Raw genomic sequence first — 12,608 nt, 5'->3', positions numbered from 1 at the left:
GCAAACGGTCCCAACGGGACTCGAACCCGTGATCTCCTGCGTGACAGGCAGGCGTCCTAACCAACTAGACCATGGAACCATGTAATTGCGGGAGCAGGATTTGAACCTGCGACCTTCGGGTTATGAGCCCGACGAGCTACCGAACTGCTCCATCCCGCGATAACAGTAACAAATCGATTATACCGAACAGTGACCACCCTGTAAAGATGGACCTTGTAGGGCTCGAACCTACGACCGGACGGTTATGAGCCGTCTGCTCTAACCAACTGAGCTAAAGGTCCAAGCTCAATCGCGGCGGGGGGGATCGAACCCTCGACCTCCCGGGTATGAACCGGACGCTCTAGCCAGCTGAGCTACACCGCGAAAAAACCATATGGACTAGCGTCCAATCGGGAAAACAGGATTCGAACCTGCGACCCCCTGGTCCCAAACCAGGTGCTCTACCAAGCTGAGCTATTTCCCGTCAAATGCACCCAGTAGGAGTCGAACCTACAACCTTCTGATTCGTAGTCAGACACTCTATCCAATTGCGCTATGGGTGCAAATCATGATAATACCGAGGAATCTTTCGACCAAACGCACCCTCGGCACTGCGTTTGGAAAGCGGAAGACGGGATTCGAACCCGCGACCCCCACCATGGCAAGGTGATGTTCTACCACTGAACTACTTCCGCATGAAACAAAAAGCTTATCAAATTATTGGTGCCATGCCGACTAAAGGATTCGAACCTTCGACCCCCTGTTTACAAGACAGATGCTCTACCAACTGAGCTAAGTCGGCAAAAATATCGACTTGAGCCGCCATTTAAAACCAATAATTCTCTGAGCCGTGACAGGCTCGAACTGTCGACCCACTGATTAAAAGTCAGTTGCTCTACCAACTGAGCTAACGGCTCAATGGAGGATACAGGGCTCGAACCTGTGACCCTCTGCTTGTAAGGCAGACGCTCTCCCAACTGAGCTAATCCTCCATATGTAAGCGTGGCAGCTTCCTACCCTCGCAGGCAGTTTCCCACCAACTACTCTCGGCGTGAAGAAGCTTAACTTCTGTGTTCGGCATGGGAACAGGTGTATCCTTCTTGCTATCGCCACCACACTTATGAGAACTTTGCGCTCTCAAAACTGGCTATCATTGTTGCTGGTTTGCTTTGCTGAGAATCGGCGTATTTCATCGAAACGCGTTCGCAGTCGCAGAAACCTCCTCATAAGGACCCTGAGTCCATTGGCCAAAACCCGGCCAACGAACTCAGGCCCGCTTATGCTCCGGTTTCTAAGCGCTCCTGCTCACGCTCTACTTGGTTAAGTCCTCGACCGATTAGTACTGGTCCGCTCCATGCATCGCTGCACTTCCACTTCCAGCCTATCTACCTGATCATCTCTCAGGGGTCTTACTTCCATATAGGAATGGGAAATCTCATCTCGAGGGGGGCTTCACACTTAGATGCTTTCAGCGTTTATCCCTTCCGTTCATAGCTACCCAGCGATGCGCCTGGCGGCACAACTGGTACACCAGCGGAACGTCCATCCCGGTCCTCTCGTACTAAGGACAGCTCCTCTCAAATTTCCTGCGCCCGCGACGGATAGGGACCGAACTGTCTCACGACGTTCTGAACCCAGCTCGCGTACCGCTTTAATGGGCGAACAGCCCAACCCTTGGGACCGACTACAGCCCCAGGATGCGATGAGCCGACATCGAGGTGCCAAACCTCCCCGTCGATGTGGACTCTTGGGGGAGATAAGCCTGTTATCCCCAGGGTAGCTTTTATCCGTTGAGCGATGGCCCTTCCATACGGAACCACCGGATCACTAAGCCCGACTTTCGTCCCTGCTCGACTTGTCAGTCTCGCAGTCAAGCTCCCTTCTACCTTTACACTCTGCGAATGATTTCCAACCATTCTGAGGGAACCTTTGGGCGCCTCCGTTACATTTTAGGAGGCGACCGCCCCAGTCAAACTGCCTACCTGACACTGTCTCCCGCCACGATTAGTGGCGCGGGTTAGAGTGTTCATACAGCTAGGGTAGTATCCCACCAACGCCTCCATCGAAACTAGCGTTCCGATCTCTACGGCTCCTACCTATCCTGTACAAGCGGTACCAACACTCAATATCAAGCTACAGTAAAGCTCCATGGGGTCTTTCCGTCCTGTCGCGGGTAACCCGCATCTTCACGGGTACTATAATTTCACCGAGTCTCTCGTTGAGACAGTGCCCAAATCATTACGCCTTTCGTGCGGGTCGGAACTTACCCGACAAGGAATTTCGCTACCTTAGGACCGTTATAGTTACGGCCGCCGTTTACTGGGGCTTCAATTCTGGGCTTCGCTTGCGCTAACTCATCCTCTTAACCTTCCAGCACCGGGCAGGCGTCAGCCCCTATACATCATCTTTCGATTTAGCAGAGACCTGTGTTTTTGATAAACAGTTGTTTGGGCCTATTCACTGCGGCTGACCTTGCGGTCAGCACCCCTTCTTCCGAAGTTACGGGGTCATTTTGCCGAGTTCCTTAACGAGAGTTCGCTCGCTCACCTGAGGATACTCTCCTCGACTACCTGTGTCGGTTTGCGGTACGGGTAGTTTATTTCTCACTAGAAGCTTTTCTTGGCAGTGTGACATCAGGAACTTCGCTACTTTAATTTCGCTCCCCATCACCGCTTGTCCTTATGGTCGCAAGCATTTCACTCGCCACCAGACTTGCGGCTTGGACGCACTTTTCCAGCCGTGCGCTTTCCTTAGCCTCCTGCGTCCCTCCATCGCTTAAACAAAATAAACTAGTGCAGGAATCTCAACCTGCTTGTCATCGACTACGCCTTGCGGCCTCGCCTTAGATCCCGACTAACCCTGGGAGGACGAGCCTTCCCCAGGAAACCTTAGTCATACGGTGGATCAGATTCTCACTGATCTTTCGCTACTCATGCCGGCATTCTCACTTCTAAGCGCTCCAGCCGTCCTCACGATCGACCTTCAACGCCCTTAGAACGCTCTCCTACCGCGCACCCTGACGGGTGCACCCACAGTTTCGGTATTATGCTTAGCCCCGGTATATTTTCGGCGCAGTGCCACTCGACTAGTGAGCTATTACGCACTCTTTAAATGGTGGCTGCTTCTGAGCCAACATCCTAGTTGTCTGTGCAACGCCACATCCTTTTCCACTTAGCATAAATTTAGGGACCTTAACTGGTGATCTGGGCTGTTCCCCTTTCGACAATGGACCTTATCGCTCACTGTCTGACTCCCGGAGTAAGATCGATGGTATTCGGAGTTTATCTGAATTCAGTAACCCTTGATGGGCCCCTAGTTCAAACAGTGCTCTACCTCCATGATCCATCCTCCGAGGCTAACCCTAAAGCTATTTCGGAGAGAACCAGCTATCTCCAAGTTCGTTTGGAATTTCACCGCTACCCACAACTCATCCCAGCATTTTTCAACATACATGGGTTCGGTCCTCCAGTGTGTTTCACCACACCTTCAACCTGGTCATGGGTAGGTCACTTGGTTTCGGGTCTACATCTGCCTACTCATTCGCCCTGTTCAGACTCGCTTTCGCTCCGGCTCCGACTTTTCATCTTAACCTCGCAGGCAAACGTAACTCGCCGGTTCATTCTACAAAAGGCACGCCATTACCCCTTAACGGGCTTTGACTAATTGTAGGCACACGGTTTCAGGAACTATTTCACTCCCCTTCCGGGGTGCTTTTCACCTTTCCCTCACGGTACTGGTTCACTATCGGTCACTAGGGAGTATTTAGCCTTGGGAGATGGTCCTCCCGGATTCCGACGGAATTTCACGTGTTCCGCCGTACTCAGGATCCTGGACGGAGGGTTCGCCGTTTCGTTTACAGGGCTTTCACCTTCTATGGCGCAGCTTTCCAACTGACTTCGACTACGTCGAACTTTGGTAACTCCAATGTCCAGTCCTACAACCCCGAGAAGCAAGCTTCTCGGTTTGGGCTCTTCCCACTTCGCTCGCCGCTACTATGGGAATCGAGTTTTCTTTCTCTTCCTGCGGGTACTGAGATGTTTCAGTTCCCCGCGTCTGCCGCCGACAAGCTATGAATTCACTTGCAGGCAATACACTGATGTGTACTGGGTTCCCCCATTCGGAAATCTCCGGATCAAAGCTTACTTATAGCTCCCCGAAGCATATCGGTATTAGTTCCGTCCTTCATCGGCTCCTAGTGCCAAGGCATCCACCGTGCGCCCTTTGTAACTTAACCTGTACTGACTTGCGTCAGCGGTTATGCGATGCGAATTTCTATATTAGAAACTCATACAAATACGCTGTGTTCTCGGCAATTTAAAACATTTACAACAATGATATCCAGTTTTCAAAGAACAAAGTCGCACCCGCTAGGGTGCTTGAGGGTCGTCCCCTCAAAACTAAACAAAGTTTCGTGTGTGCAGGTTTCCGTCAGACTTAATGTCTGTTTCCTTAGAAAGGAGGTGATCCAGCCGCAGGTTCTCCTACGGCTACCTTGTTACGACTTCACCCTAATCATTTGTCCCACCTTAGACGGCTCGCTCCCTAAAAGGGTTACGCCACCGGCTTCGGGTGTTACAAACTCTCATGGTGTGACGGGCGGTGTGTACAAGGCCCGGGAACGTATTCACCGCGGCGTGCTGATCCGCGATTACTAGCGATTCCGACTTCGTGTAGGCGAGTTGCAGCCTACAGTCCGAACTGAGAATGGCTTTAAGAGATTAGCTTGACCTCGCGGTCTCGCAACTCGTTGTACCATCCATTGTAGCACGTGTGTAGCCCAGGTCATAAGGGGCATGATGATTTGACGTCATCCCCACCTTCCTCCGGTTTGTCACCGGCAGTCTTACTAGAGTGCCCAACTCAATGCTGGCAACTAGTCATAAGGGTTGCGCTCGTTGCGGGACTTAACCCAACATCTCACGACACGAGCTGACGACAACCATGCACCACCTGTCATTTTGCCCCCGAAGGGGAAACCTGATCTCTCAGGTGATCAAAAGATGTCAAGACCTGGTAAGGTTCTTCGCGTTGCTTCGAATTAAACCACATGCTCCACCGCTTGTGCGGGCCCCCGTCAATTCCTTTGAGTTTCAACCTTGCGGTCGTACTCCCCAGGCGGAATGCTTAATGCGTTAGCTGCGGCACTGAAGGGCGGAAACCCTCCAACACCTAGCATTCATCGTTTACGGCATGGACTACCAGGGTATCTAATCCTGTTCGCTACCCATGCTTTCGAGCCTCAGCGTCAGTTACAGACCAGACAGCCGCCTTCGCCACTGGTGTTCTTCCATATATCTACGCATTTCACCGCTACACATGGAGTTCCACTGTCCTCTTCTGCACTCAAGTTTCCCAGTTTCCGATGCGCTTCCTCGGTTAAGCCGAGGGCTTTCACATCAGACTTAAAAAACCGCCTGCGCTCGCTTTACGCCCAATAAATCCGGATAACGCTTGCCACCTACGTATTACCGCGGCTGCTGGCACGTAGTTAGCCGTGGCTTTCTGGTTGGATACCGTCACGCCGACAACAGTTACTCTGCCGACCATTCTTCTCCAACAACAGAGTTTTACGACCCAAAAGCCTTCTTCACTCACGCGGCGTTGCTCCATCAGACTTGCGTCCATTGTGGAAGATTCCCTACTGCTGCCTCCCGTAGGAGTTTGGGCCGTGTCTCAGTCCCAATGTGGCCGATCAACCTCTCAGTTCGGCTACGTATCATCGCCTTGGTGAGCCGTTACCTCACCAACTAGCTAATACGCCGCGGGTCCATCCAAAAGCGATAGCTTGCGCCATCTTTCAGCCAAGAACCATGCGGTTCTTGGATTTATGCGGTATTAGCATCTGTTTCCAAATGTTATCCCCCACTTAAGGGCAGGTTACCCACGTGTTACTCACCCGTCCGCCACTCGTTTTAAGTCGAATCACGATGCAAGCACCGTTCATCGACCAAAACTCGTTCGACTTGCATGTATTAGGCACGCCGCCAGCGTTCATCCTGAGCCAGGATCAAACTCTCATATAAATATGAGCTGTTCGAATAGCTCGATTTGTTGTTCTAGCGAATTGACTTCGCAAATGTTACTTTTTGCCTCGATACCGAAGTATCAAGGACCCTGCACATTTAAACGAAACTTTGTTCAGTTTTCAAAGGACGATCTTGCCAAAAGACAACTTTGATAGATTATCATGACCAACGTATCATGTCAACAACTTTTTAGAGTGAATATTTATTCAATCTGTTTCAATTGTGGCTTCATCATACGAGTGGTTTATTTCATCCGTCATGAATCGACGTCTTTGTTTTGACAACAACAAGTATCATACCAGCACTTCAACAATCTAGTCAACAAAAAAATTGCAGAAATTCAAAGAATTGTCAGTTCCGATAAATAGCGAACATTTTAATCCAAATTGTATAAATATTCGCATTGATCGCGAACAATATTCAGCAAAACACATTTAAAGTTCACTAAACTCATAGCACTTATAGCCGTGTATGCTGCAGTTTGCCCTAACTACTGAGCAAAACGGTCACTGGACGCACTTCGCTCACATGTATTTGCCAATCATCTAAAATAATAAACGCCATTTCAGCTAAACTTCAAATCTTGAAAATCGCTTAGCTAACCGATTCTAATCGTTGATACCCAGTCATCCCAATAATGTGCAGTGCCCGCGTTTATATCAGTTTTACAAATCAGCCACCGATCGTTATTGCATCGTTACTTCTCAATGAAAGTCTACTAGTTTCCGCAAACCAGCCATGCAAGGCCCGTACCCTCCCGTTCTTACTTGCCATGCTCTCACGCTTTCACAACTGCCTATCGCATCAACGGAAGAAAAAAGCCACTCATTTTTGAGTGGTTTCTTCGTTTAAATGTTCAAGTGCTTCAGCGACCCACCCATCTAAGTGAGCGGCAATCGGCGCAAAGCCGGTGTGAAATTTACGACTGGTCCAATAGTGCTTGCGGCGGCGTTTCTTGCTTAATCTAGGCGGCGCCTGTAAAGCACGTAAGGATAAACTGATTTTATGGGTATATTCGTCGATGTCCAAAATCACAACTTCAACTCGCTGGCCGACGGTAAAAATATCGCTGGTGTCCTTGACGTAACCATGCTGGCATTCTGAGATGTGCACTAATCCTTGCGTGTGCTCATCCAGCATCACAAACGCCCCGTATGGTTGGACGCCGGTGACTTTGCCAGTCAAGATATCTCCTATGCGATATTCCATTCTGACACTTCATTTCATTGGATTTCTCTTTGAGTATACCCTAAAAATCACTTGCAACCAATATCAGTCTTGAATCGTCAACTCATCAATCGTCACAGGCTCAACTGGCTTATCATTGGCACCCGTTTTGACTTTACTGATCTTCTCAACCACTGACATTCCAGACAATACCTGCCCGAAAACTGTATGGCGATGATCAAGCCATGGTGTCCCGCCTTGTTGGTAAGCGTCAATGATCGGTTCCGGGAACCCCGCTTCACTTAACTGAGCCTTCATGCTTGGATCCAAATGCGTATTTGTCACGATGAAAAATTGACTGCCGTTCGTATTGGGTCCAGCGTTGGCCATTGACAACGCACCTTTCAAATTGAAAAGCTGATTCGAAAATTCATCCGCAAACGGCTTTCCCCAGAGGCTTTCACCACCCATGCCAGTGCCAGTCGGATCACCGCCTTGAATCATGAAGTCTTCAATGACCCGGTGAAAAATGACGCCATCATAATAGTTCTTTTTGGCCAAGCCGATGAAGTTTTCAACGGTTTTAGGGGCTTGTTCCGGAAATAGTGCAATTTCAAATTGTCCTTCACTGGTTTTAAAGATCGCTTTTGGGCCTTTGAAATCGGCCAGTTCTAATTGTGGATAGTCCATGTTCGTTCTCCTTCTTTAATCAAATAACGTGCATCGTTCTAGGCGTAGTATACCAGCATCGGCAACTCGCGCCAATCAAATGAATAGATGGAACCCTTCTACAACCTTAACGTTGGCATTAAAAATCAGTTGCTGCGCTTTCTACACTTTTCCCCAATTAACGCAACGCCCGCGCTTTATGGCACTTTAATCTCCCTAAATTGCCGGCACTCTCCGCCTTCGTCAACTTGGTAACTATTCGCAAAATATGGTAGGGTATGAACGTCATACTATATAGAAACGGAGCATTGCAAATGTCAGTGCAGCACGTATATGAAATCACCGTGATTGGTGGCGGGCCTGTTGGTATGTTCGCCGCCTTTTATGCTGGCTTGCGTCAGGCAGACGTCTTATTGCTTGAGAGTCTGGACGAACTTGGTGGCCAAACCGGTAATTTATACCCAGCCAAAATTCTTTACGATATTGGCGGCTTTCCCCACGTCAGCGGAAAAGATCTGGTTTCACAGTTGAAAACGCAGCTGATGCATTTTCACCCAGATGTCAAAACCGTTACGGAAGTGCAAACGATTGATGAAGCAGAAGACGGGACGTTTACTCTGCATACAAGTCAGGGCGACTTCCGGAGTAAAACCGTCATCGTTGCGACAGGTGGCGGGGCTTTTACGCCGCGTAAATTGGCCGTTGATTACGATCCGGCATTAGAAGGCAGGCAATTGTTTTACTTTGTTCAGGATCTGGAGACCTTTCGCGATCAGGACGTGGCAATTGCCGGTGGTGGCGATTCGGCCATTGACTGGGCTTTGGCGCTGGAACCGGTGGCCAAGCATGTCAGTCTGATTCACCGGCGTGCTAAATTCCGTGGCCTCGAGGCAAGTGTGGCAGCACTGGAAAAAAGCAGCGTTGCCATTCATACACCTTATTTGATTGAGGCGGTTAAACAGGAAAATGGCAAGCTCGCCTTGCAGTTAAAGGAAGTTCGCGGTGACAACGAGCCGGTTTTAACAGTCGATAAGTTGCTGGTTAATTATGGTTTTGTCACCGACAAGCGCCATCTCCAGGCTTGGCACTTTAAGACCGATCGTAACGGCATTCTGGTTGATTCACAGATGCAAACCAGTCGCCCAGGAATTTTTGCTATTGGCGATGCCGTCAGTTATGCGGGAAAACTACCGCTGATTGCCAGTGGCTTCGGTGAGGCACCAACGGCTATTAACGAAGCACTTAGCCGGCTTTATCCGGAACGGCGGCAAGCGTTGCACAGTACCCAGCTTTATCGATAAAAGTCAGCCTTACCCACTCAGCCAAAAGGAAAGCGTGAGATTATGACCAATGAAGAGAAGCTTTATGAACGGACGATCCAACTGTTGCATGAGCGCGGCGTCAGCTTGAGCGACATCGGCGAGCTTGTCATGTTTCTGCAGGAACGTTTCATTCCTAACTTAACCATTGAAGAAGCAACGCAAAATGTTCGGATCGTTTTACGCAAACGTGAAGTGCAAAACGCGGTTATGACCGGCATTGCACTGGATAAGGCAGCCGAAGCCAACCAGCTTGAGGAGCCTTTGCAGAAAATTATTGCCGAAGATGAAGGACTTTACGGTGTCGATGAAGTCTTGGCCTTTTCTATTGTCAATGTTTATGGTTCAATTGGTTTTACCAATTACGGCTACATCGATCGGATTAAGCCAGGCATACTGGCCAAGCTCAATGCCCACGAGCCCGGGATTATCCACACCTTCCTTGATGACATCGTGGGAGCCATGGCGGCAGCAGCGGCTAGTCGACTGGCCCATTCGCATCCGGAAATCGAAGACGACATTTATTGACGTTTTTCTAAAATTTGCCTTTGTTTCATGAAATTTTCATATTATCCCGTATAATGAAATGTAAATTCATTAAAGGAGCTTACTCAATGACCCAACTGTTTGATTTCATCCTGCATATCGATGAGCATCTGATCACCATCGTTAATAGCTTCGGCCCTTGGACCTATGTCATCCTCTTTGCGATGGTCTTCATCGAAACAGGGGTTGTTGTCTTTCCGTTCCTACCGGGAGATTCACTGCTGTTCGCTGCCAGTGCTTTGGCCGCCAACGCTGCTTATAACTTAAACGTTTGGATCCTTTTCGCAGTCTTTTTGGCCGCAGCTGTTCTAGGCGATACCGTGAATTATGAAATCGGTAAACGCGTGGGGTCTGCCGCTTCTACCGGTAAAGGCTGGTTTGGCCGCCTGATCAACCGCGACAAGCTGCTGCAAGCCGAAGCTTTTTTTGACAAGCATGGTGGCAAAACCATTGCGATTGCCCGATTCATGCCACTCATTCGGACATTTGCACCGTTCGTGTCAGGTGGCTCGCGTATGCATTATGGCAAGTTCATCCACTACAACTTATTAGGCGGCTTCCTCTGGGTTACCTTGTGTGTACTCGGTGGCTTCTACTTCGGCAACGTAACGTTCGTCAAAGAGCATTTTTCGTTAGTAGCGCTTGGCATCGTTTTGATTTCACTCTTGCCAATGGTCATTGCTGCCGTTAAAACTCGCACTGCTAAAGTCGTGGATCGTTAATCTAACCATCGCATTTTCCAGGTATGCAAAAACGCATGTCCCAACGTCACAACGATATTGGGAACATGCGTTTTTTATTTTTAAAATGGTGACTGACGCCGGGCATCTTGGCGACCGCGCCAGGTACCCCATATCATGATAGCCTCAAATAAAGCAAATGCTGTGAGAAAGCAAAGCATGAAGAAGCCTTCAGGTAAGACATTGATGATTGGATCAGTGGCTGGGTCAAACAGCCAGTCACGATTGCGAAACAGAACCTCGTGGAAAATGATGAAGAACCGATCAAAGTTAATGCTTAGCAACCCAGTTAAGATGATCGGCACCACCGCCCCGATCATAAACGGCCGGACCAGCAAATATCGCTTTCTGGCTTCTTTAAGCTGATGCACCCATCGGATGGCAAACGGCATCGTCACGATGGCAATCACAATATCCAAAATAAATAAATGGCGCACGTCGGCAAAATGAAGCGCGCCATGCAGGCTTGTCGGAAAATCCTGCATGTGCAACGTGCCAATCCATGGCAAGTCTAAGTATGCCATGAGCTGCAAGTAATTATGATACAACCGTCCCAGCGACATGGCAGCAATTTGCGGCAGGTTATCCATATGTGCATAAATCGGGAACGTCAGCAGCGTGCTGAAAATCGTCACGAAAATGACGCCACTGACAATCGCTAGCCAAAGCGTCAGCCAATGAACGATGCGTTTCATCTAGACCTCCCAGTCCGTCAAGGCATCAATCTGATGCGTTGGTTGGTGGACCTGCTTGGAAACATAATCCCGAGTAGAAACGCCGGTATAGACTAAAATCGTATCGATCCCCGCATTCAACCCTGCCTTAATGTCGGTGTTGTAATTATCGCCAACCATGGCCACTGCGTCTTTTGGCAGTCCCATCTTCTTCAGCGCTTTTTCCATAATCGTCGGTTCAGGTTTGCCAATGTAAAACGCCCGTTGCTGCGTACTGCGTTCCACTAAAGCAATCAGCGATCCCGCCCCCGGTACCAAGCCGCGTTCATTGGGCAGATTGGTATCCGCATTGGTTCCGATAAATTTGGCGCCGCGTTTAATTGCCAATGTGGCCAACTCAAACTTATGGTACGTCACGTCATAATCCAGCCCGACTACCACATAATCCGGATCCACTTCATTCAACCGCAATCCCGTATCCAAAAGCGCCTGCTTCAGCCCCAGCTCACCGATGATATATACCGACTTTCCGGAAACGTCGCCATGATTGAGATCAGTCAAATAAGCCGCGGTCGCAAGTGAAGGCGTGTAAATTTGCGCCGGTGACACATGAATATCGTGATTCTCCGCCAGATTTTTCACCACATCTTCAGGACTTTTCGTCGTATTGTTCGTCAAAAATAAAAACGGTAATTGCGCCGCTTGTAACCGTTCGACAAAATCCTTAGCTGCCGGAATGCGTTCTTTGCCACGATAAATCGTCCCGTCAAGATCGATCATATAACCTTTATACTTCAAGTCTGTCCCTACTTCTTGTTAGTCTCACGTTGACGGATCGTAAAATGCCGCTTGCGTGGTTGTGTTTGATTGACTGTTTTAGCCTGTTCGCCATGAAAATGCGCCGATCGTGTCGTTTTTTCCGTATATGGCTTGTTTGCCTTAGCATAAGGCTTACGTTTGCCATGATGTTGCCGCTGTGTCGTCTTGGATTGTTGCCGGTGAGCGGTTTTGCCTGTCGCCGATTTCCGCTCCCGATCGTGCCGCCGATCAACTAACTTAGTTGCCGGTTTATCCAAACGGGCCAGCACAAAATGAGCACAGCCAAAATTACAATATTCATAGAGATAGTCTTCTAATGTGCTGATCTGCTGATCCTTACTCGCACCGCGGCGATCATCTTTGTAAAAACCGCGCAACCGTAACTGATCGTAACCCCAGTCGCCAACAATAAAATCATACTTGTCGAGAATATCGTTGTATCGTTCATTTAACCGTTCAAGGTCAAAAGCATCACGGTGGTCTTTGACAATGCGATAGCGGCGGCCATCAATCGTTATCAGATCATGGTCGACTTTGACAACCCGCATCTCTTTGGCTATGTCCGGAGTCAAGGCGACATCAATTTGTTCGGATAATGCTTCTCGTTCACCCAAGTCGCGCCCTCCTTTTAAAAAAATCATTCGACTTGTAATTGTAAAAGTATAGCAT

Annotated in this window: 8 protein-coding genes, 10 tRNA genes and 3 rRNA genes; 3 read left to right on the top strand and 18 right to left on the bottom strand. The window is 49.1% G+C overall.

What is annotated here, in order from left to right; genetic code table 11:
• Positions 1-5 precede the first annotated feature (5 nt).
• From LACPH_RS03850 to LACPH_RS03780, 15 genes are all read right to left on the bottom strand, one after another.
• Positions 6-79, bottom strand: a tRNA-Asp gene (locus LACPH_RS03850).
• Between the two features lie 6 nt (positions 80-85).
• Positions 86-159: transfer RNA gene (locus LACPH_RS03845), tRNA-Met, on the bottom strand.
• 48 nt (positions 160-207) lie between these two features.
• Positions 208-281: transfer RNA gene (locus LACPH_RS03840), tRNA-Ile, on the bottom strand.
• An 8-nt stretch (positions 282-289) separates the two neighbouring features.
• Positions 290-363 (bottom strand) — tRNA-Met (locus tag LACPH_RS03835).
• A gap of 26 nt (positions 364-389) precedes the next feature.
• Positions 390-463, bottom strand: a tRNA-Pro gene (locus LACPH_RS03830).
• A gap of 5 nt (positions 464-468) precedes the next feature.
• Positions 469-542 (bottom strand) — tRNA-Arg (locus tag LACPH_RS03825).
• 60 nt (positions 543-602) lie between these two features.
• Positions 603-674: transfer RNA gene (locus LACPH_RS03820), tRNA-Gly, on the bottom strand.
• Positions 675-708: 34 nt separating this feature from the next.
• Positions 709-781 (bottom strand) — tRNA-Thr (locus tag LACPH_RS03815).
• A gap of 42 nt (positions 782-823) precedes the next feature.
• Positions 824-896 (bottom strand) — tRNA-Lys (locus LACPH_RS03810).
• A gap of 2 nt (positions 897-898) precedes the next feature.
• Positions 899-971, bottom strand: a tRNA-Val gene (locus tag LACPH_RS03805).
• 8 nt (positions 972-979) lie between these two features.
• Positions 980-1,096: ribosomal RNA gene (rrf, locus tag LACPH_RS03800) — 5S ribosomal RNA — on the bottom strand.
• A gap of 199 nt (positions 1,097-1,295) precedes the next feature.
• A 23S ribosomal RNA gene (locus LACPH_RS03795) occupies positions 1,296-4,213 on the bottom strand.
• 219 nt (positions 4,214-4,432) lie between these two features.
• Positions 4,433-6,002, bottom strand: a 16S ribosomal RNA gene (locus tag LACPH_RS03790).
• Together the 16S, 23S and 5S rRNA genes with 10 tRNA genes alongside form the textbook arrangement of a ribosomal RNA operon.
• An 828-nt stretch (positions 6,003-6,830) precedes the next feature.
• Positions 6,831-7,214 carry a CvfD/Ygs/GSP13 family RNA-binding post-transcriptional regulator gene (locus tag LACPH_RS03785; protein WP_049171072.1) on the bottom strand — a complete coding sequence of 128 codons (384 nt, stop codon included), beginning with the start codon at positions 7,212-7,214 and terminating at the stop codon, positions 6,831-6,833.
• Positions 7,215-7,277: 63 nt separating this feature from the next.
• A complete protein-coding gene (locus LACPH_RS03780) occupies positions 7,278-7,862 on the bottom strand; it encodes a peptidylprolyl isomerase (RefSeq protein ID WP_274784555.1) in 585 nt (194 codons plus the stop codon).
• 293 nt (positions 7,863-8,155) lie between these two features.
• Here LACPH_RS03780 and LACPH_RS03775 point away from each other — a divergent pair, with 293 nt between their 5' ends.
• The 3 genes from LACPH_RS03775 (at position 8,156) to LACPH_RS03765 (ending at position 10,428) form a co-directional block, all read left to right on the top strand.
• Complete coding sequence (locus LACPH_RS03775; protein ID WP_274784554.1) at positions 8,156-9,142, top strand: NAD(P)/FAD-dependent oxidoreductase; 987 nt, start codon at positions 8,156-8,158, stop codon at positions 9,140-9,142.
• A 42-nt stretch (positions 9,143-9,184) separates the two neighbouring features.
• Complete coding sequence (locus tag LACPH_RS03770) at positions 9,185-9,688, top strand: phosphatidylglycerophosphatase A family protein (RefSeq protein ID WP_049171081.1); 504 nt, start codon at positions 9,185-9,187, stop codon at positions 9,686-9,688.
• Between the two features lie 86 nt (positions 9,689-9,774).
• A complete protein-coding gene (locus tag LACPH_RS03765; RefSeq protein WP_010493822.1) occupies positions 9,775-10,428 on the top strand; it encodes a VTT domain-containing protein in 654 nt (217 codons plus the stop codon).
• 80 nt (positions 10,429-10,508) lie between these two features.
• On the opposite strand, the gene LACPH_RS03760 is transcribed toward LACPH_RS03765, so the two are convergent.
• From LACPH_RS03760 to LACPH_RS03750, 3 genes are read right to left on the bottom strand one after another with little or no spacing between them, the layout of a single operon-like run.
• Positions 10,509-11,141 (bottom strand): TIGR01906 family membrane protein, encoded by a 633-nt coding sequence (locus LACPH_RS03760; protein ID WP_306387263.1) that lies wholly within the window; start codon positions 11,139-11,141, stop codon positions 10,509-10,511.
• Positions 11,142-11,918 carry a TIGR01457 family HAD-type hydrolase gene (locus LACPH_RS03755; RefSeq protein WP_049171086.1) on the bottom strand — a complete coding sequence of 259 codons (777 nt, stop codon included), beginning with the start codon at positions 11,916-11,918 and terminating at the stop codon, positions 11,142-11,144.
• 8 nt (positions 11,919-11,926) lie between these two features.
• Positions 11,927-12,553: a YutD family protein gene (locus LACPH_RS03750; protein WP_274784552.1), complete on the bottom strand. Its 627-nt coding sequence runs from the start codon at positions 12,551-12,553 to the stop codon at positions 11,927-11,929.
• Positions 12,554-12,608 lie beyond the last annotated feature (55 nt).

It is taken from the genome of Lacticaseibacillus parahuelsenbergensis (assembly GCF_030770265.1).
Classification (GTDB): Bacteria; Bacillota; Bacilli; order Lactobacillales; family Lactobacillaceae; genus Lacticaseibacillus; species Lacticaseibacillus casei.
This window is presented reverse-complemented; position numbering and strand designations above follow the sequence as displayed.

Excerpts from the sequence above, each read along its gene's own strand:
- LACPH_RS03785 (WP_049171072.1), bottom strand. The coding sequence starts at position 7,214 with ATGGAATATCGCATAGGAGATATCTTGACTGGCAAAGTCACCGGCGTC.
- LACPH_RS03780 (WP_274784555.1), bottom strand. The coding sequence starts at position 7,862 with ATGGACTATCCACAATTAGAACTGGCCGATTTCAAAGGCCCAAAAGCG.
- LACPH_RS03775 (WP_274784554.1), top strand. The coding sequence starts at position 8,156 with ATGTCAGTGCAGCACGTATATGAAATCACCGTGATTGGTGGCGGGCCT.
- LACPH_RS03770 (WP_049171081.1), top strand. The coding sequence starts at position 9,185 with ATGACCAATGAAGAGAAGCTTTATGAACGGACGATCCAACTGTTGCAT.
- LACPH_RS03765 (WP_010493822.1), top strand. The coding sequence starts at position 9,775 with ATGACCCAACTGTTTGATTTCATCCTGCATATCGATGAGCATCTGATC.
- LACPH_RS03760 (WP_306387263.1), bottom strand. The coding sequence starts at position 11,141 with ATGAAACGCATCGTTCATTGGCTGACGCTTTGGCTAGCGATTGTCAGT.